16 protein-coding genes and 1 tRNA gene are annotated in these 19768 nt (G+C 59.0%); 10 read left to right on the forward strand and 7 right to left on the reverse strand.

The window, feature by feature from the left end; genetic code table 11:
* The first annotated feature begins 138 nt into the window (after positions 1-138).
* The 3 genes from RE428_RS13815 to RE428_RS13825 all read left to right on the forward strand — a co-directional run bounded on the left by RE428_RS13815 (position 139) and on the right by RE428_RS13825 (position 2945).
* Positions 139-687 (forward strand): hypothetical protein, encoded by a 549-nt coding sequence (locus tag RE428_RS13815; protein WP_004582610.1) that lies wholly within the window; start codon positions 139-141, stop codon positions 685-687.
* A complete protein-coding gene (locus tag RE428_RS13820; RefSeq protein WP_004582611.1) occupies positions 684-1871 on the forward strand; it encodes an iron-containing alcohol dehydrogenase in 1188 nt (395 codons plus the stop codon). The genes RE428_RS13815 and RE428_RS13820 overlap by 4 nt, the downstream gene beginning before the upstream one ends.
* A gap of 402 nt (positions 1872-2273) precedes the next feature.
* Positions 2274-2945 (forward strand): substrate-binding periplasmic protein, encoded by a 672-nt coding sequence (locus RE428_RS13825; protein ID WP_227500251.1) that lies wholly within the window; start codon positions 2274-2276, stop codon positions 2943-2945.
* An 81-nt stretch (positions 2946-3026) separates the two neighbouring features.
* Here the strand turns inward: RE428_RS13825 and RE428_RS13830 are convergent, their stop codons facing one another.
* Complete coding sequence (locus RE428_RS13830) at positions 3027-5513, reverse strand: ABC transporter permease (protein WP_004582613.1); 2487 nt, start codon at positions 5511-5513, stop codon at positions 3027-3029.
* A complete protein-coding gene (locus tag RE428_RS13835; protein ID WP_004582614.1) occupies positions 5513-6298 on the reverse strand; it encodes an ABC transporter ATP-binding protein in 786 nt (261 codons plus the stop codon). The genes RE428_RS13830 and RE428_RS13835 overlap by 1 nt, the downstream gene beginning before the upstream one ends.
* Positions 6299-6350: 52 nt before the next feature.
* Here RE428_RS13835 and RE428_RS13840 point away from each other — a divergent pair, with 52 nt between their 5' ends.
* On the forward strand, positions 6351-6980 hold the full coding sequence (locus RE428_RS13840) for an arylesterase (RefSeq protein WP_004582615.1): 630 nt from the start codon (positions 6351-6353) through the stop codon (positions 6978-6980).
* A 4-nt stretch (positions 6981-6984) separates the two neighbouring features.
* On the opposite strand, the gene RE428_RS13845 is transcribed toward RE428_RS13840, so the two are convergent.
* Entirely contained in the window at positions 6985-7995 is a 1011-nt protein-coding gene (locus tag RE428_RS13845; protein WP_004582616.1) for a YheT family hydrolase, read from the reverse strand.
* A gap of 92 nt (positions 7996-8087) precedes the next feature.
* Here RE428_RS13845 and RE428_RS13850 point away from each other — a divergent pair.
* A tRNA-Asn gene (locus RE428_RS13850) sits at positions 8088-8163 on the forward strand.
* A gap of 76 nt (positions 8164-8239) precedes the next feature.
* Here the strand turns inward: RE428_RS13850 and RE428_RS13855 are convergent.
* The gene (locus RE428_RS13855; RefSeq protein ID WP_004582617.1) at positions 8240-9535 is read right to left on the reverse strand and encodes a M18 family aminopeptidase; all 1296 of its coding nucleotides are present in this window, start codon (positions 9533-9535) and stop codon (positions 8240-8242) included.
* Positions 9536-9744: 209 nt separating this feature from the next.
* On the opposite strand from RE428_RS13855, the gene RE428_RS13860 reads away from it, so the two are divergent.
* Together RE428_RS13860 and RE428_RS13865 are read left to right on the forward strand one after the other, a co-directional pair.
* The gene (locus RE428_RS13860; RefSeq protein ID WP_004582618.1) at positions 9745-10239 is read left to right on the forward strand and encodes a hypothetical protein; all 495 of its coding nucleotides are present in this window, start codon (positions 9745-9747) and stop codon (positions 10237-10239) included.
* Between the two features lie 155 nt (positions 10240-10394).
* On the forward strand, positions 10395-11018 hold the full coding sequence (locus RE428_RS13865; protein ID WP_004582619.1) for an outer membrane beta-barrel protein: 624 nt from the start codon (positions 10395-10397) through the stop codon (positions 11016-11018).
* Between the two features lie 18 nt (positions 11019-11036).
* Here RE428_RS13865 and rlmKL read toward each other — a convergent pair whose 3' ends face one another.
* Positions 11037-13208 carry a bifunctional 23S rRNA (guanine(2069)-N(7))-methyltransferase RlmK/23S rRNA (guanine(2445)-N(2))-methyltransferase RlmL gene (gene rlmKL / locus RE428_RS13870; protein ID WP_004582620.1) on the reverse strand — a complete coding sequence of 724 codons (2172 nt, stop codon included), beginning with the start codon at positions 13206-13208 and terminating at the stop codon, positions 11037-11039.
* A 452-nt stretch (positions 13209-13660) separates the two neighbouring features.
* Between rlmKL and rmf the strand changes: the two genes are divergently transcribed.
* Positions 13661-13870, forward strand: a complete 210-nt coding sequence (gene rmf / locus RE428_RS13875) for a ribosome modulation factor (protein ID WP_004582621.1) — start codon at positions 13661-13663, stop codon at positions 13868-13870.
* Positions 13871-14129: 259 nt separating this feature from the next.
* On the opposite strand, the gene RE428_RS13880 is transcribed toward rmf, so the two are convergent.
* Positions 14130-15173, reverse strand: a complete 1044-nt coding sequence (locus RE428_RS13880) for a quinone-dependent dihydroorotate dehydrogenase (RefSeq protein WP_004582622.1) — start codon at positions 15171-15173, stop codon at positions 14130-14132.
* Between the two features lie 492 nt (positions 15174-15665).
* On the opposite strand from RE428_RS13880, the gene RE428_RS13885 reads away from it, so the two are divergent.
* Entirely contained in the window at positions 15666-16820 is a 1155-nt protein-coding gene (locus RE428_RS13885) for a cation diffusion facilitator family transporter (protein ID WP_004582623.1), read from the forward strand.
* A gap of 31 nt (positions 16821-16851) precedes the next feature.
* Here the strand turns inward: RE428_RS13885 and RE428_RS13890 are convergent, their stop codons facing one another.
* Entirely contained in the window at positions 16852-18354 is a 1503-nt protein-coding gene (locus RE428_RS13890; protein WP_004582624.1) for a RimK family protein, read from the reverse strand.
* Positions 18355-18632: 278 nt separating this feature from the next.
* On the opposite strand from RE428_RS13890, the gene RE428_RS13895 reads away from it, so the two are divergent.
* Positions 18633-19754 (forward strand): GNAT family N-acetyltransferase/peptidase C39 family protein, encoded by a 1122-nt coding sequence (locus RE428_RS13895; protein ID WP_004582625.1) that lies wholly within the window; start codon positions 18633-18635, stop codon positions 19752-19754.
* The last annotated feature ends 14 nt before the right edge of the window (positions 19755-19768 follow it).

The following is a 19768-nucleotide window of genomic DNA, read 5'->3' on the forward strand; positions in this document are numbered from 1 at the left end:
ACCCAATACCAAGTGACTTTGAAAAGGGGCCATCGCTAACGGCCCAATACGACATCACAGGTTACAGGTTGACCAGTTGACTTCTAGAGCAAAAGCTCTAAAAATCGATATGACGTAAAACAACAAGGCGGGTAAACCATGATCGCCACACGACTCAGACCCATGGCCATCCAGGCCCGGCGTATATATGTAGAGCTCATGTTCCAGGTAATGGGCCGTGCCCTGCAGGGTATCAGCGAGGTTGATAAGACGGCCCAGGACGAAGCCAGGCATTTGCCCGACGGCTTCCTGTTCGAAATGCTTGTGCGTCCAAAGGGCCCCCGGCTGGTGGTGGAACATCTCGGTAATGGACGCTTGCGCTACGTCGGGACAGGTTCACCACGGCCGGTGGACCTGTCGATTCAGTTCAAGCATATCGCCCATGCGTACCTTGTCGTTTCCTTCCAGGAAAAGACATCCGTGGCCTTTGCCAACGACCGGATGCTTGTGGATGGCGATATCGGCTACGCGGTGCGTATGACGCGCATCCTCAACCGGCTTGAGGCGTTCATCCTGCCCAAGCTGATCGCCAAGCGGGCGGTAAAGGAATACCCGAACAACCTGAAGCTGCCGGAGAAGGCGCTCAGCGCCGCCCGCATTTACCTCAAAGTTGCGACCCATTTCTTCGATACAGCGAGGGCTTCATGAGCCAGTCTTATTACGAGTTCTTCTGTCCGGTCAAGGTCATTGCCGGCAAGGCAGCGCTGGAACACATTCCTTACGAACTCTCCGGCGTGGCCGCCACCCGTACCCTGCTAATTACCGATAAAGGCGTTCGTGCAGCGGGCCTGCTTGAGCCGGTACTGGAGGCCTGTGAGGAAGGCGGCCAGGATATCGTCAGCATCTACGACGACGTGCCTCCGGATTCCTCCACCCACGTCGTCAAGGCCATCGCTGACATCTACCGCGAAGAAAAATGCGATTCGATCATTGCCGTTGGGGGAGGCTCATCCATCGATACGGCAAAGGCGGTTAATATCCTGGTGTCCGAGGGTGGTGACGACCTGGCTGCGTACGCCGGGGCGGGCGTTCTCAAGCGGCCACTGAAACCGTTCCTGGTAGTGCCGACGACCGCCGGCACCGGCTCCGAAGTGACTGCAGTCGCCGTCATCGCCGACACGGAAAAGTCAGTCAAGCTCCCGTTTACCTCTTCATTCCTGTTGCCGGACGCAGCGATCATAGATCCACGCATGACGCTCACCCTGCCGCCACATATCACCGCCGCGACCGCCATGGATGCGATGACCCATGCTACCGAAGCCTTCACCTGCATGGCGAAGAATCCATTGAGCGACGCTTACGCCACCGCTGCAGTGAAGAAAATTAGCGGCAACCTGCTAACGGTCATGGAGAATCCCAAGGACGGGGACGCCCGCCTGGAGCTGGCGCAGGCGTCAACCATGGCAGGCATTGCCTTCTCCAATTCCATGGTCGGACTGGTCCACTCACTTGGCCACGCAACGGGTGCGATCTGTCATTTACCCCACGGCCTTTGCATGAGTGTCTACCTGCCCTACGTGCTGGAGTACAACCTGGAGACGATCCGCGAACCTTTGAGCGAGCTGCTGATCTACATGGCCGGTCCGGACGTCTACGCCACCACGCCGGCAGCCCGCCGTGCGGAGGCCTGCATTTCGGAGATTCGTAAGTTGCGGGACGAACTCTACAAGCGCGCCAAGCTGCCGCGCACGCTGCAGGAAACCGGCCAGGTGACTGAGGACCAGCTCGAACGCATTGCCCGCCTGGCACTGGACGACGGTTCGATCATGTTCAATCCAAGAGAAGTGACGCTGGACGACGCCATGGCCGTGCTCAAGCGTGCCTGGGGCTGAGCAAATTTAAACCAAGTCGAACAGGGTGTGATCAACGGTCTTTCGTCACACCTTGTTCGCTGATTCGAAACGTGATTTTTACAATAAAGAACGAGACTGAGTCCTAAAGCTTCTGGCAGAATACATCTTCGTGCACGGACGCAAAATCAGGAGTCTCTGGTTAACTTCTCGATCTTCTCGACTGCTCTGAACGACAGGCGATCCAAGAGTTAATCAGGCGCAAACTCCTAGATGCACACACCTGCCCGCTGGCCGACCCCACGACGGAGAAACGTGGCGCGACCTCGGGTTTTTTGCTTTCTGGGCCGACTGTTCATGCTGCGTACCTTGCTACTTATCTCCGCCACGGGACTCTTCCTGTTACTGGGATCCGCGTCCGCCACCTTTGCAGCGGAGGCCCCCGTGCTCCGCCTCAACGTTTCGCCTCAGGGCTACCCGCCCTACACCATCGTTGAAGGCCAGGAAACCTCTGGCATTATCTGGGATGTTGCCCAGCGTATTACCGAACGGCTGGGCTATCGACTCGAAGCCTACAAGATTCCCCGCAAGCGTGTGGACGATATGCTGCTCGAGGACTATGTCGACGCCACAGCCCGGGCTAAGGAGTGGACAGATCGTCCAGAGCGCTTCGTATTTACCGACCCGATCGTCCGTGTGCGGGAAGTTTTCTTTACCTTGGGGGAAGACAAGTTTGTCTACGATGGACCGGATGATATTGGTGGCAAGACAATACTGACCCACCTCGGCTACAAATACCCTTACCTGCTTAAGATGTTCGAGAGCAAGCGCGCTCATCGCTTTGATGTGCCGCAGGACAAGGATATTTTCAGCTACCTGCTGCATGGTGACGACAACTTCGATCTCGCCATTGCCGACAAGCTGGTGGGCCAGTGGATCATCCGCAAGAACGGCTGGCGCGGCAAATTTTCAGCCAGCGATAAAGCCCTGACCGATTTCGGGCTCCGCCTGATGCTTCGCCCGGAAATGAACGGGTTCGCCAAGAAATTCAATGCCGAACTCGCCACCATGAAGTCCAGCGGCGAGCTCGACAGGATCATGGACGCCTACCGTTAAAAGCACCCGGGACGTCCGCTTCAGGAGTTCCCGAAAGGGATAGCGGACGTCCGTACCCAGTTGATCACCGCTACCGGGTCGTCACTCCAAACGGCGCAAGAGCAGCATCGGCGACACCCGGAGCACCGGATTGAGCTGCCAGCGACCGAACAGCGCAAGCACCACCGCACTGATCAGCGGCAGACCGATGACTACGTTCCAATGCCACTGGAAGGTGCCCTGGAACATCCGGTATTGCAGGGCCCACACCGCCACTTCCGCCGCCAGCACTCCGAGGATACCGGCAAACAGCCCCAAGAGGGCGAATTCCAGCATGGTGCTGTTGACCAGTAGACGCTGGCGCCCGCCCAGGGTCCGCAGCAGCGCACCTTCCCGTTGCCGATCCTGTAGCGTAGCACTCACCACCGCTGCCATGACCACGATTGCAGCCGCCAGGATCAGGGCCAGGATGGCCTCGATAGCCTGGGTCACTTGCGCCACGATTTCCCGGATGCGTTCGATGATATGATCGATCTCCAGCACCGAGATCGTGGGGAACTCGCGGGTGAACGCATTCAACAGTTCCTTGCGCTCAGGCTCCAGGTGAAAGCTGGTAATCCACGTCGCCGGCATACTCTCCAGCGCACCGCCAGGCGGAAATGCCATGTAGAAATTCGGTTTCATGCTGTCCCACTGAACGGTGCGGATGCTCTTGATCGGTTCGGTGATCTTCTGTGAGCCAATGGTGAAGCCCAGCACATCGCCGACTTTCACCCCGAGCCGGTCCGCCAGCTCCGCTTCGATCGACACGCCCTCGGTGGTGCCCGGGGCAAACCACTGCCCCCTGACGACACGGTTGTCTTCCGGCAAATCGTCCATCCACGTGAGGTTCAGTTCGCGGTTGAGCGCATTCACATCCCGATCCTTGCTGACGGCCTCGCGCACCGGCTGGCCGTTGAGCTCCGTCAGGCGGCCACGCACCATCGGGTACAACGTATCCGTGGTCAGATCATGGTCGGTGAGGAATTCTCGAACATCGTCGACCGCATCCGGACTGATGTTGATCAGGAAATGGTTGGGCGCATCGGCCGGCAACTGTGCCTGCCAGTCGTCCAGGAGCGACGAGCGCACAAGAATCAAGGTTGCGGCCAACATCAGCGTCATGGCGAAAACCGCGATCTGCGACAAACTCGCCTTGCGATGGCGATAGAGGCCCACCAGTGCCAGCCGCCAGGCATTGCCCCCACCGACCATACGACGCAGGCCCAGCACCAGCAGCCAACCGAGCACCGCCAGGACGACGAGCAGCGCCGTCAGGCCACCCAACAGCGCCAGCACCATCCATAGCTCGCCAGCGTAGAGCCAGACCAGACCAAAGATAGCTACAACCGCAATAATGCCGTCCCGCAGTACACCACTGCCGCCCTCACCGGGCTGCGCGCGCAATACCCGCATGGCCGGCACCTGGCGCAAACGCTGGATGGGTGGATAGGCAAAGGCAAACAGTGAGACCAGTGCAGTAATCAGGGCCGGCCCCAGCGCACCGATATCGACGCGGAAATCCACTTCGCGCTCGAGCACGTTGGCGGTCAGCGATGCCAGCCCCCAGAAAATGGGCAGTGCCACCAATAGTCCCACCAGGGTACCGACGACACCCCACAGCGCGAGTCGTCGGATATACACACCGGAAATCCGGCGGCCAGGTACCCCCAGCGTTTTAAGCAGCGCCACCGTGTCCCGTTGGCCAAGGGCATACTGGCGACTCGCCACCGCCACCGCCACCGCCGCCAGCAGCACCGCGAGACTGCCGCCAAGCAGCAGGAACCGCCGTGCCTTGGCCAACGATTCCGACAGGGTCTCGCCGTCTTCGATGCTCTCCCACTCGTGGCTCGGCGAGAAACGCGGTTGCAGCCACTCATAGTAGCTATCCAGCACGTCCGACTCGCCCGCAAACAGATTCACATACTCGACGCGACTGCCCTGCTGGATCACACCGGTGGCGGGCACATCGTCAGCATGCATCATGATGCGTGGCGCCAGGGCGGACATACTGAAACCACCGTCAGGCTCACGAATCAGCAGGCCGGTCACTTTTAGGGAGGAATTGCCGACCTCCACGGTACCACCGATATCGACTTCGAGCAGGCGAAGAAGGCGCGGGTTGATCCAGACCTCACCGCGACCGGGCCCACCACCTACCATTTGTCTCGGCGCATCCGGGCCGGACTGGAACTCAACCTCACCGCGCAGCGGGTAATCGGCATCAACGGCTTTCACCGATACCAGCTGAAAGTTGCCGGCACCGAAAACCATGGTTGAAAACTCGACCATTCGTGCGGTTTCAAGGCCACGGCTTTCCGCCTCGTCGCGCCAGGCCTGGGGTATGGGTTCGCCGTTCTCGCTTTCCAGTTGGCGGTCACCCGCGAGGAACGCAGAGGCCGACGTCACCAACGTATGCTGCAGGTGGCTGGCAAACAGTGCGATAGTCGCGACCGTAGCCACCGCGACAACCAGGGCCGCGACCAGGACGCGGACATCCCGTTCGCGCCAGTCGCGACCCGTGTTCGTCAAGCGTTTCGAGGCAGCCATCAGACGGCAACCCCCTGCGCCGCAACGCCCCGGGTCTCAGAGACTTCACCGGCCTCGATCGATAGCTGCCGTTCACAGCGCGCCGCCAGGTGTTCGTCGTGGGTCACCATCACTAACGTGGTCCCCTGCTCCTGGTTGAGCGCCATTAATAAGTCGGACACGGCCTGTCCGGTATTATTGTCGAGGTTGCCTGTAGGTTCGTCGGCGAAGAGAATCTTTGGGTGTGCGGCAAACGCCCGTGCAATCGCCACGCGTTGCTGTTCACCACCGGAAAGTTGACGTGGCGTATGCTGGAGACGTTCACCGAGCCCGACCCGCTGCAGTAGTTCCCGCGCCTGTGACTCGGCATCTGACTGCCCGGACAGCTCCAGCGGCAGCATCACGTTTTCAAGGGCTGTCAGGGCGGGCAACAGCTGGAACGACTGGAACACGAAGCCGACGCGCTGGGCCCGCAGACTGGCTCGCTCATCCTCGCTGAATTCGCTGATGGGCTGTCCGTCCAGTTCGACGCGGCCATGGCTTGGGGTATCGAGGCCGGCCAGCAGCCCCAGTAGCGTGGTCTTCCCCGAGCCGGAACGACCGACAATCGCCACCGATTCGCCCTTCTCGATCGTGAGATTGACCTTGTGCAGGATTCTCAGCGTATCGCTTCCCAGATCAACCTCGTGACTGAGATCGGTCACCTTGAGTATGTCTGTTCTGGTTGCCACGGCCACTCCTCGACGGTAGAAATAACGGGGTCCGATGACAGGCTGCCATAGGCGATACCATGACAGGCGCTTCATCAGACGGTTTCTTGATTAACAACGGTTCAATCTGACAATGGATACGGGATTTATGTTCCGGAGATCAATCGTTTTTTGTTTTCTCGCCCTGTTCGCCCAGCTTGCCATGGCCAATCAACCGACGGTCCTGGTAATGGGCGATAGCCTCAGCGCCGCCTATGGCGTTCAGACGGAAAAGGCTTGGGTCAACCTGCTGCGCCAGCGGCTTGAACAGCAAGGCTTCAAACAGTGGCAAGTGGCCAACGCCAGTATCAGCGGAGAGACGACCGACGGTGGTGAACGTCGGCTGCCCGATCTGCTGGAGCGGCACGATCCCCAGATCGTCATCCTCGAACTGGGCGGTAACGACGGTCTACGCGGGTTCCCGCCCAAGGTGACCCGTACCAACCTGGAAGACATGATCGAGCAGTCGAAGCAAAGCGGCGCCCGCGTCCTGCTGGTGGGTATCCAGATGCCGCCGAATTATGGCGAGCGATTTACCCAGGCCTTTGCCGCAATCTATCCCGACCTCGCTGAGGCCCATGACACGGCGCTAGTGCCCTTCTTCCTGGATGGGATCTATAACCGTGAGGGGTTCATGCAGGACGATGGCATCCACCCCACCGCAGAGGCGCAACCGGTTCTGCTCGACAACGTCTGGCCGCACCTCAAACCTCTGCTCGAGGCTGAATCCGGACAATGAGCATCTAGACCAGGCCACGGAAGAACTGCAACGCCCGCCGTTCGGACCAGTAGTAGCCGTCACGTGCCAGTTCGACAAAACCCACGTGGCCACCCCAGCGCGGCGCTTCCAACTGCACACGGTCGCCCAACTGCGTTTTCTTCGAGGGAAAGCACGAGGGCGACAGGAAAGGGTCGTCCATCGCATTCACGATCAGCGACGGCACCCGGATTTCCGGTAGGCGCGGCAGGCAGGACGCCTGGGACCAGTAATGCTCGGCATCACGGAAACCATGCAGCGGCGCCGTGTAGCGGTCGTCGAACTGCTGGAAGCTACGGATCTGCTCATAGCCGTCGATGTCGATCAGATCCGGGAAACGTTGGGCCTTTTCCTTCATCTTGATGTGCAGGTCCCTGAGGAATCGCTGCATGTAGACCTTGCGGCTGGGGCGGGCCAGCATCGAGGCGCTGCCAGCCAGGTCGCAAGGCACCGAAAACGTCAGGCCGCCGCGGATACGGCTGTCAAGTTGGGCGCCCTCTTCCGCCAGGTACAACATCGTCAGGTTGCCACCCATGGAGAACCCGGACAGCCCCAGGCATCGATACCGTGAGGGCGAATCCAGTGCAGCCCGAACCACCGCCCTCAGGTCCTCCGTAGAACCGCTGTGATAGAAGCGTGGTAGATGATTCATATGGCCTCCGCAGGAGCGGAAGTTCCATGCCAGCACGTCCCAACCATCTGCCAGGAGGGCCCGGCCCAGACCGAGAACATAGGGTCGCCGGCTATGCCCCTCCAGCCCATGGGACAGTATCGCCAACCGGTCGCTGCCCTGCTCGTACCAGTCGAGATGCAACTCATCGCCGTCTTTGGTCTTCAACACCGACTCCCGGGGCATCATGAGTTCGACATGCCTGAAAAGCGTGGGCCACACGGATTGCAGGTGGCCGCTCCGCAACCAGAGCGGGGGCCGATAACTTTGGCTGTCACTGGCGAGATCGGCTGGGAGTGGATAGAAATCGGATGGATGCCCGGTCATGGTCGTATTGCGATGTCCTCAATTTTCCCTGGCAGAGGGTTGACCCCTTCCTACAACTTCCTTAATATGCGCGCCTGCTGAGACACAGCTGTTCCCCGATAGCTCAGTTGGTAGAGCAACGGACTGTTAATCCGTTTGTCGCTGGTTCGAGCCCAGCTCGGGGAGCCACCGAATTCCGAAGGCCGCTCAATCGAGCGGCCTTTTTCGTTTACGGACACCGTTCCCGGAACGACGTCCCCTGCCCTCAGTCCAGGCTCTCCAATTCAATATACCGACGAAGCACCTGATAGAGCGTGTAGCCGTCCTTTGCACCGGCCATTTCCCGGATCGAATGCATGGCAAACTGCGGCACACCGATATCCAGGGTGCGGACGCCCAGGTTGCCGGCCGTCAACGGCCCGATAGTGCTGCCACACCCCATATCCGTACGCACCACAAAGGTTTGGCACGGCAGGTCCAGGGTTTCACTCAGATGGCGATACAGCGCTGCCGTCCGACTGTTGGTGGCGTAGCGCTGGTTATTGTTCACCTTGATCACCGGCCCGGCATTCAACAGCGGGCCATGGTTGCCGTCATGACGGTCTGCATAATTGGGATGCACGCCATGGGCGTTGTCGGCGGATACCATCATGGATCGGGCAATCACTCGCGGCCGCTGCGCTGCGCCGACCCAACGATCCAGCAGCGACGACAGGAATGGCCCCTGGGCGCCTTCCGCTGACATGCTGCCCACTTCCTCATGATCGTTGCAAACCAGCACCGCCGGCTGGGCGGAATCCGCATCGAGCAATGCCTGCAGACCGATAAAGCAGCTCAGCAGGTTATCCAGTCGGGCCGAAGCGATAAATTCGCCGTTGAGCCCCACCGTGGACGGTGGCTGGGTGTCGTAAAAACTCAATTCGTAGTCCAGCACCTTGGCCACGTCCGCCTGCGGATGCTCTTCCCGGAGCTGGTGCGCCAGCAGTTCCTTGAACGGCACTGCGTCTTTCTCGGGCGCCTGCATAAGGAGTGGCGGAATATCCGTCTGCGGGTTGACCGTGCGGCTATTGTTCGCCTCCCGATCCAGGTGGATCGCCAGACTGGGGACCGTCGCCACCGGCCTACTGAAATTGATCAGTCCGTCGCGCAAGCGACCCTTGCCATCCACGTAGCTAACCCGGCCGGCGAGGGAAAGGTCCCGGTCGAACCAGGGGCTGAGCAATGCACCGCCATAGACCTCGACACCCAACTGGTAGTATCCCTTACGGAACAGCTCCGGGTTCGGCTTGACCCGCAGGCATGGGCTGTCGGTGTGCGCACCGATCATCCGGACACCCTGCTTTACCGGGTCGCCATGTCCGGTCTGGAAGGCAATGATGGTTGAGTCATTACGGGTGACGTAGTAGCGCTGGCCACTAGCCAGGCTCCATTCGGCCTGCTCATCCAGCCGCTCGAAACCGGCAGCTTCCAAGCGTTGGGCCATCTGCTCGACAGCGTGATAAGGCGTCGGTGAATTCTTGAGGAAATCAAAAAGCTGTTGATTGAAAACCGCGTTATCCATCGTGGTCCATGCATCTGTTGGAAAGTGAAACTGGATTCGGGAATCCTCTGGCGTCAGTATCGCATGATCCGCCAATACGCTGAAATTGCGCCTTTCACTGAAGTCGTAAATGCGAAGGCCGTGCGGGCGCTCGGGCTATCGCCACCTCATCAATAGTGCCTCCATTCTGTTATCCTACGCTGCCCATTCAGTCCCTGTGGAATCTCTGCATGCGCTTCCCCCAGTTTCTTGACATCGAATTCGTGGACACCGAAGAACTCTGCTTCCCAACGGCTATCGCCTGGTCACTGGCTGACGGCTCGATGAAGACCGTGGTGATCGAACCCGACGAAGCCTGGCTGCCAGACGATCCGGACAGCGTCGATGTTGACCTGCGGTACCTGCAGGAACAGGGCGTGCCGCTTCTGGAACTGGCCCGCGAGCTCAACGAAGACCTCTCCGATCAGACCATTTTCGTCGACGGCCTGGATCCAGACGAAGGCCTGGTGGATTTACTGTTCGATGCCATCGAGATGCCGGTGCCGTTCGAACTGGCAACCGTCGATCACTTGGTCAAACACCTGTCCCGAGGCGAACTGGAGGACTGGCGCCGGGAATTGCTGTTCACCCACGGCCTCGATCCGCAACTGCCGGAAAGCGGCGTCTTCGCCCTGTTGATGCTGGCGCGGGACGAAGGCCTCATTCCAGAAGACGGGGATTTGTGACCTGGGTCGACGCATCCAGGCGTTGTAGTCGGCAGAATCAGTGACCATGTCAGGGGCGGCATGGTTCGTCTCCACTATCGTCCGCACACCCTGCACTGACAATAAGCAGAAGAACCGCCTCGCGCGGTCAGACTCCCAGGCCAGGAAAGCCCACTATGTCGCCCCAACGCTTGTCGCTTGCCGCCGTATCCGCTGTTTTACTGTTCAACTGCCCACTCTCCTTTGCCCAGCAGCGCGAGGACCCATCAGAAGAAAGCCGCGCCGGCCTGGATTACATCGGCGTGCTGGGTACTGCACTGGAATATCGGAAAGTCGGCGAGGCGGCCGATGAGGATGGCGAAGGCTGGCTGAGCACCGGCAGTATCGTACTGGGCTCGCACATATCGGACCTGTTCCATGTCGAATTGCGTGCCGGAACGGGGCTCACCGACTCCGAAGTTACCGATGACCTGACGCTGGAAATCGATTGGTTTGCCAGCTGGTATATGGGCATACACTACGGGCTGACCAACTTCTCCAATGTCTATGCCCAGGTCGGCTTCTCCCACGTCCAAGGTAGCGCCGACCTCCAGAACCGCGACGAACCCGAGAACAATGCCTACGATGATTTCGACGAGGACTTTCCAGGCAGTTCCTTTGCCTTCAGTTGGCTCGCCGGTGTCGACCTTGAGGTGATGGATAGCACTTACCTGGTGCTGGAGGGTGGCCGCCTGTTCGAGGATACGGACACCTCCGCCAGCGGGTACCAGTTCAATGGCGGCCTGCGCTACGAGTTCTGATCACCCTTCACCGAATCGCTATCGATGCCGGATGTGCCAGCACTGGTGGATACGGGTGTTGCGGACGAAATCCTTGTCGATCGTCTGACGGGTTACGTCTTCCACGTCGAATTCGGTCGAAAGTGATTCGTCCAGCCGGAACCTGCGGAAGTTATTGGAGAACACAAGCACACCATCGGACTTGAGCCTCGCCATCGCCTGACGCACCAAGTGACCGTGGTCCCGCTGGACGTCCAGCACCCCCTCCATGCGCGCGGAATTCGAGAAGGTGGGCGGATCCATGAAGATCAGGTCGAAATCGCTTTCTCCCTTGCCAGGCCTTTCCTCCAGCCACTTGAGGCAGTCCGCCTGCAATAGCCGGTGGCGCTTCTCATCCAGCTTGTTCAGCTCTAGATTCTCCCGGGCCCAATTGAGATAGGTCCGGGACATGTCCACGCTCAGAGTTTCGCGGGCACCGCCGACGCCGGCATGAACGGTTGCCGCACCGGTGTAGCAGAACAGGTTCAGGAAACGCCGGCCCTGGGCATTAGCCTGGAGCCATTGGCGAACGGGGCGGTGATCGAGGAACAGGCCTGTATCCAGGTAGTCCTTGAGGTTGACTCTCAAAGCACAGCCCGCCTCATGGACGGTGAAGAACTCGCCTGACGCGGACTGCTTCTCGTACTGCGAGGTACCGCTCTGGCGCTGGCGCTGCTTGCAGACGACTGACTCCGGATCGACACCGAGGGTGTCCGGTATCACCGCCAGGGCTTCACCCAGCCGTTCGCGGGCGGCTCGTGCGTCGACTGACTTAGGGGGGGCGTATTCCTGCACATGCACCCGATCACCGTAACAGTCGATCGCCAGGGCGAACTCAGGCATATCCGCATCATAGAGCCGGTAGCACTCGATATTGTTCTTGCGCGCCCACTGGCCGACCTGCTTCATGTTCTTGCGCAGGCGATTGCGTAGCATATCCGCCCGCTCGGGGTTGGCGATGCGTGGCCGAACCTCGTCGGCCTCTCCCGGCCGGCGAACACGGGCCTCATTCTCGGCACTGATCGTGAACAACAGCAACTGAGCCGGCAACTGGCCATTAAAGAGCTTGTACTGCCGATGGCTGCGCAATCCGAGCCCGTGACAAAGCTCCGGCGCGCCGGTAAACACGCCCAGCTCCCAACCCTGGGCCTCCTGACGCAGTACCTCGCCCAAGGTCTCGTAGAGCGGGCCAAGCGCCTTGCGCTCGCTGAGACGCTCTCCATAGGGCGGATTGGTCAGGACCAGCCCCGTATCGGCCTGAGACTCGTTACGGAATTCAGCGACCGCGCGCTTTTCCACATGGACCCTGTCATTCAGACCCATGCGCTCGATGTTGCGCCAGGCGGTGGCAATGACACGGGCATTCTCATCGTAACCGCGGAACCGGGCGCGACTGGTTTGCAGACCGATGGCCGCCCGCTCGCGGGCATCTTCCATCAGCTTGTCCCACAACCGGGCATCATGCCCTCCCCAGCGCCGGAAACCGAACTCGTCGCGCTTGAGGCCCGGGGCCATGTCGCAGGCCATCATCGCGCCTTCGATAAGCAATGTGCCGGAGCCACACATGGGGTCAGCCAGGTCCCCTCCACTCGCCAAAATACCCGGCCAGCCGGCACGTATCAGCAATGCAGCAGCCAGGTTCTCCCGTAGTGGGGCTACCCCCTTCTCGGTACGGTAGCCGCGCTTGTGTAGGCTTTCGCCGCTCAGGTCGATGCCGACTTGCGCCTCCCCCCGGTTCAGTCGAACGGAGACCGTGATATCCGGGTCCTTCGTATCCACTGCCGGGCGAATGCCCGACGGTTTGCGCAACCGGTCGACGATGGCGTCCTTGACTCGCTGGGTACCGTATTGGGTGTTCCTGATACTTTCGTTCTGGCCGATGAAGTTGACCCGAAACTTCCCTGAAACCAGTAAGTGGGCGTCCCAGTCCATGCCGTGGATCGCGTCATAGAGCGCGTCGCCGGACCGACCATCGACCGTAGCCAAATGGAGGATGACGCGGTTGGCCAAACGGGACCAGAGACAGATGCTGTAACCCTTTTCCAGGGTACCGGCTGCCCAGATACCCGCGGGGGCGTGACGCAAGACCTCCAGGCCTAATGCTGTCAGCTCGTCCGCCAGCAGATACTCAATACCTTTTGGGCAACTGACAAAAAACTCGTGTCGCGACACTTGGAACTCCTGTTTGAACTTGCGAAACCGGATTCTTGACCGATTTCCCAACGCCTCTACCCTGGAATTCAGCACTCAATCCTAGGCATTGACGCAACATCACATGTTAATTGTTAACCGCCTTGCAATATCAGCCTCATTCTTGCTGTGAATGAAGAAGCGTAACTGCATGAATTGAGCGCATTCAGCGCTAAGCGCTGACATTTTTATGTCACACAAACATAAAGCAGCGGTCATCTAGATGAAATTAATAGTGTACATCCTGATCGGTTTCGTCTTACCTTGTTCCTGACGCGTCTTTTCAAACGCTGGTGTCAAAACGCCAGCGTCGGGATCCTGGTGCCCAGGCGGGCAGGTTTGCGGACGAGGGCGGAGCCCATCCAACAATCCTGCCGGGCTACTCGGCATGTGTGCACACTCATGACCTGTAAATCCATGAGGTGAGGAACAGCATGAAAAGACAGAAAAGAGATATGAGTGCTCGTGCATTCAAACGGGGTTATCTGGCCGGCATATCCGGTAAATCCAAAGACAGCTGCCCTCTTGAACGGTCGGAGAGCCGGCAGGAATGGCTGAATGGATGGCGCGAAGGAAGAACGGATAACTGGGAAGGCTATACCGGCGTCTCAGGCATCCACAAACTGCCAAACATAACGGCTTAGTCCGATAATCCATTGTCTCTTGATGATCTGAACATCGCTACGCACAGAACGGAACCTAAACTCACGAACCATAAGCGTTAGCAGAGAACGCTAAACTGGAAAATCAGAAGCAAAAACCCAGAAGGGTCCACTCGACCCTTACCAGCAAAAATGCAACGCCACGGGGTTTATCCCCCGCACGGGCCCGCTAAGCGGGCCCACTCTTTTACAAGGAGCGTACGTTGAACGGCGCTCCTTTACCTTATCCGTCCGGTTATTATTACCGGCTGCCCTGCTTGCTTCCTTGCCCTAGTGCCCGAATTCCTTCAACGGCTTCCCGAATCAGCTCCGGACCACGATAGATAAAGCCGGTATAGACCTGCACCAGCTTGGCTCCCGCCCTAACCTTCTCAGCGGCGCTCTCTGCGTCGCTGATGCCACCGACACCGATGATAGGCAAACGGTCACCAAGGATGCTATGCAGCTGCTCAATCACCCGCAGGGAGGGCTCCCGCACGGGTCGGCCACTCAGCCCACCTTGCTCGGCCGCCAGTGGGTGGCCCTGGAGTGCACCCCGCTCTATGGTGGTATTGGTTGCGATCACCCCGTCTATTCCGGTCTCCAGTAATGCCTCTGCCACGAAGCGGATAGCGGTATCATCCATATCGGGCGCGATTTTCACCGCTATGGGCACATACCGGCCCTGGCGTTCGTGCTGGATTCGCTGCTCGTCCTTGATCGCCTCCAGCAACTGTTTGAGGGAGTCTCCGAACTGCAGCTCACGTAGACCGGGCGTGTTAGGGGAGGAGACATTGGCTGTGATGTAGCTGGCCAGCTCGTAAACCGCTGCGATCCCTTTGCGATAATCGGAGGCGGTCTCCTCGGCTGGCGTCAATTTGTTCTTGCCGACATTGATCCCCAGAACACCGTCAAAACGGGCATTGCGGACATTGGCCAGGAGCACGTCGAGACCGGCGTTGTTGAAGCCCATGCGATTGATCAACGCTTCGTGCTCTGGCAGGCGGAACAGCCGTGGCTTGGGATTGCCCGGCTGGGCGAGCGGTGTCACCGTACCCACTTCGATAGAACCGAAGCCCAGAGCCGCAAGGGCGTCGATATGCTCCGCATTCTTGTCCAGCCCGGCAGCGAGTCCCACCGGATTCGGGAACTGCAGACCCATAACCTCCACAGGCGAGTCGGGCACGGCCGGGAATAGGCGCTGCATCAAACCGATCCGCGCAGCCAGATCCATCGAGCGCAATGCCACCGCGTGCGCCTGCTCCGGCGGAAGCCTGAAAAGTAGATCGCGGATCAGCCCGTACATTCGTATTCGCTCCAACACCTGTAATGGGGCGCGAGTATAACGGAAGTACAGTAGGAGCAGCCACTGGGAGGGCATTTTTGCGGAGTTGGAAAAGCCCCAGCCGGACGGAGATGAATCAGCTAACATCTGTAGTCAGCGACGCATCATATGAAGTCCTGGTGACTCGGGAGCGTTTTCCACAGGACAGCCCAACATGAGGATATGACGGCTAAATGACTGTAAGGTGAAGCTGTTGTGACCTTTTCCACGAAATCTGTGGATAACCCTGTTGAAAATAGGCCCCGAAATTTTGAGATCCCTTGGGAACCGGGCCGCCCTACAAATTGACTATTTTTTGACCAACTATTTTTTTCATTTATTTCATGAGCTTACAAGAACAAGAGGCCAGTTCAGCGGCAGATGAAACAATTTGAAATTTTGATCGTTACTTCGCCACTTTGTGCATAAGACAATCAGGTCAGGACCGGAACTATCATATTTTAAGGATAATTAATGGCTGTGTTTGAAGGTGAACAGGCTTCAGAAAGACACGCGGCTACGAAGGTGACGTTGATAGGCATGGCGCTCGATGCGGCCTTGGGTCTCTTCAAATGCGTCGTCGGGTGGGTATTTCATTCCCAGGCACTGGTCGTCGATGGTATCCACTCTTTTTCTGATGTCGCCTCAGACCTTCTGGTACTTGCGATCATGCGTGCAGCCCGCAAAGGGCCCGACACTGACCACCCCTATGGCCATCAGCGCTTTGAAACCCTGGGTACGATGGTGTTGGGCAGTTTCCTGTTAGCGCTAGGTGGCGCCCTGGCATGGGACAACCTGCAGCCGCTGTTCAGCGCCCCACGGGAACTCCCCCTCCCCGGTTGGCCGGTATTGGTCATTGCAGCATTGTCCGTGCTCAGCAAGGAATGGATTTACCGCTACACCCGCCGTGTGGGCGAGGCTATCCGCTCCGATCTCATTGTCGCTAATGCCTGGCATAGCCGTACGGATGCATTCTCATCGATTATCGTACTGATAGCGGTCGCCGGCGCCATGACGGGCGTGAGTTGGCTCGATGCGGTAGCCGCCGTGGCGGTGGCCGTTATCATTGGCCATGTCGGGTGGCGACTCACCTGGAGCAGCGTGAAGGAACTGGTGGATACGGCTCTTGATACGGACACCAGCCAGGAAATCGAACGAATAGCCCGGGGCACCGAGGGTGTGCGCAATGTGCACGACCTGCGCAGCCGGCGAATGGGCGGGGATGTACTGATCGACCTGCACCTGATGGTCAGCCCAGTGATCAGCGTATCGGAGGGTCATGAAATTGGTGTCAATGCTATCCAGCGTATCCGTGAAGCCTTTCCCGAAATTCGGGATATCACCTTCCATATCGACGCTGAAAACGATGCCGGGAACGAACCCCACGCTTCCGATCTACCCTCGCGACGGGAGGTGATCCAGACGCTGCAATCCACCTGGCAAGACCTGCTGGCGCCGGAAGCCTTACAGACCCTGAGACTGCACTACCTCGGACGCCACATCTCGGTGGAAGTATTTATCCACAACCCGGCAGCACATGCAAACCGGTTCGATACACGGGCTTTACGGGAACGGGCAGCGCATCTGCCCTGGCTCGGCGACGTCCGGGTCTGGACGCCGCCTCATTGATCGCCGGGCCTGGCAAACCGCGAAGGGCGAATCAAGCGCGCCGACGGGCCTCCATACGGGAGAGGAATTCCTGCATGATCAGCGTATACAACTCGCCACCGAGGAAACGGTCTTCCACATCGGCATCGACGTTCGGGTTGTCGTTCACCTCGATGACGGCCACCCGGTTACCTGCTTGCTTGATATCCACGCCATAGAGGCCATCGCCAATCAGCCGCGTCGCATTCAGCGCCGCCTGGATGACATTGCGAGGAACCTCATAGGTGGGCAGCGTATCGAAGTCGCCGCTGTCGAACTGCTGGTTCTCGCCGTGGCTGTAGATCTGCCAGTGGCCCTTCACCATGTAGTACTTGCAGGCAAAGATCGCCCGTCCACCAAGTACGCCGATACGCCAGTCATACTCCGTGTAGAAATACTCCTGCGCCAACACCAGGGCAGACTGGCGAAACAACGTCTTGAGCGCATCTTTTAGCTGGGCTTCGTTCTCGGCGCGCATGACGCCGCGGGAAAAGGCACCATCGGGGATTTTTACCACCATCGGGAAGCCGAGATGCTCGATCGCCTCACGTACGCTGTCCTTCTGGTCCTTGGACAGGATCAGGGTTTTAGGCGTCGGCACCTTGTTGTTCTTCAACAGGTCGGCGAGGAACACCTTGTTGGTGCAGCGCAGGATCGATACCGGGTCGTCGATGACTACCATGCCCTCTGCCGCAGCCTTGCGGGCGAAGCGATAGGTGTGGTGGTCGATGGCAGTGGTCTCGCGGATGAAGAGGCCATCGTATTCCGGCAGGCGCATGTAGTCCTTGCGCGTAATCGGCTCCACATGGATACCCAGTTTCTTGCCTGCCTTGATGAAATACTCCAGCGCCTGGGGATCGCTGGGTGGCAGTTTCTCCTCAGGGTCGACCAGCATCGCCAGGTCAAACCGGTACTGTCGGCGCGAGCGCGGCTTGCGCCACAGTGCGCTGCTGAAGCGGTCCAGCGCGGACGCAAAGACGTCCTGTTCGGCTTCAGACAGATCCGCCGGCGAAGCCGGTTTCATGGACTCGATCTGCCAAGTCTTACGATAGCGGAACACCACCTCGAGAATGGGGCATGGAAACCGCTCGAAAAGTGCACGGGCCACCGGCTTGAGCGCTTCGTCAACGGACTTGCCGAAGAACGTGCGCACTTTGACCTTACGTACAGTCTCCTTGCCCTCGTCGTTTTCGGTAACCGGTTCAGCCGACTTTTCCAACCACTGCACCACCCTCGGATCGAGCTCTTCCAACTCAAGGGAGAACAGGTCCTTTCGGCGCAGATCATTGAGCGTCATCACAGAAGGAACCACGTTATGCCCCCGCGCTTCCGCCAGCAATGAACAATAGTAGCCACGACTCAGGTAACGCGCGCTCTGGCAAAGATTGATAACGCGCACGCGCTGATTGGCGTTCAGCGAAAGCTGCACATACTGATCAAACGTCATGACGTCAGAGCTTGGGTAGTAAGGCGCCCAATCCTTGTCACGGTCTACAACGATAAGAAGACGGGTCATATCACCGGTTTCCTTCCTGAAACGGTCCTGAAAGCGCGAAGATACGCCGCGGCCGACGGCGGCACAATCAGGCGCACATAGCGGATTTCACTCACCTTTCGCAAGTGGCAGTCACGACCCATAATAGCTTAGGAGTTCCGCCTTGCATTCACATCCGTCATATGAAGGCACCATGAGACGGTCCAGAGGCGCCTCTGTTCCGCTAGCCTGTAAAAGGTAGCGCCGGTTTTTTGCTGTCAGCCGTCCCGTTGAGCTGTGCAGGCTTTGAAGGAAGAGAAATGAGCAGTGTTATCCGCTTGGCCGAGCTAACCGACCTGGACGCCCTGGTCGCCCTTGAAAACCGTTGTTTTAGCGAAGATCGTATTTCCCGCCGCAGTTTCCGCCGCTTCATCGAAGTGCCACGGGATCGCGTCCTGGTTGCCGAGCAGGACGGAAAGCTGCTGGGCTACAGCCTGGTGCTGATGCACAAGGCGACGCGCCTGGCGCGCATCTATTCAATTGCGGTCTCTGACGAAGCCCGAGGCCAGGGTCTTGGTGAGCGCCTGGTGCGGCAAAGTGAAACCGTGGCCGTCGAGGCCGGGCGCATTATCATGCGATTGGAAGTACGGGAAGACAACGCGTCAGCGATACGTCTCTATCGCCGCCTGGGCTATCGCCAGTTCGGCACTTACCGGGACTACTACGAGGACCATGGTACGGCCCTGCGTTTCGAGAGGCGCATCCTTTTCTTCGAACCCAAGGGTGCCGTCCGTCCTGTTCCCTATTACCCCCAGACCACGGATTTCACCTGCGGTCCGGCCGCGCTGATGATGGCCATGGCCGCCCAGTGTCCTGAGCGGCGTCTGACGACACTGGAAGAACTGCGCATATGGCGGGAGGCCACCACCATTTTCATGCTGGCTGGGCACGGCGGATGTGGTCCGCACGGGCTGGCGCTGGCCGGTTGGCACCGGGGTTTCGATATCACGGCCTACGTCAGCCAGGAAGGCGCGCTGTTCAAGGACACGGTGCGTAGCGAGCAAAAGAAGCGGGTTTTGGACCTGGTGCACGAAGGGTTTATCTACGACCTGGCGCAAACCGATATCGAACTGCACCACGAACCCATAACCATATCGGTGATCGAGGACGCGCTGGCTCGCGGCGACGTACCGGTGATCCTCGTCAGTACCTGGCATCTCAATCGAAGCCGGGTACCTCACTGGGTTACGGTGTGCGCGATGGACGACCAGTTCGTCTACCTGCACGATCCTGAGATCGATGTGGAAGAGGGAGAGACCGTGGCCGACAAACAATATCTGCCTGTCGACCGCGGTGTATTCGAGAAGATGGCCCGGTATGGCCATCAGCAACGGCTCCAGGCCGTCGTGATCGTGGGCGCCCGCCGGGAGATGGCCGCCTGAGCCATATCCCGGGA

It is taken from the genome of Marinobacter nanhaiticus D15-8W, from assembly GCF_036511935.1.
Taxonomy (GTDB): domain Bacteria; phylum Pseudomonadota; class Gammaproteobacteria; order Pseudomonadales; family Oleiphilaceae; genus Marinobacter_A; species Marinobacter_A nanhaiticus.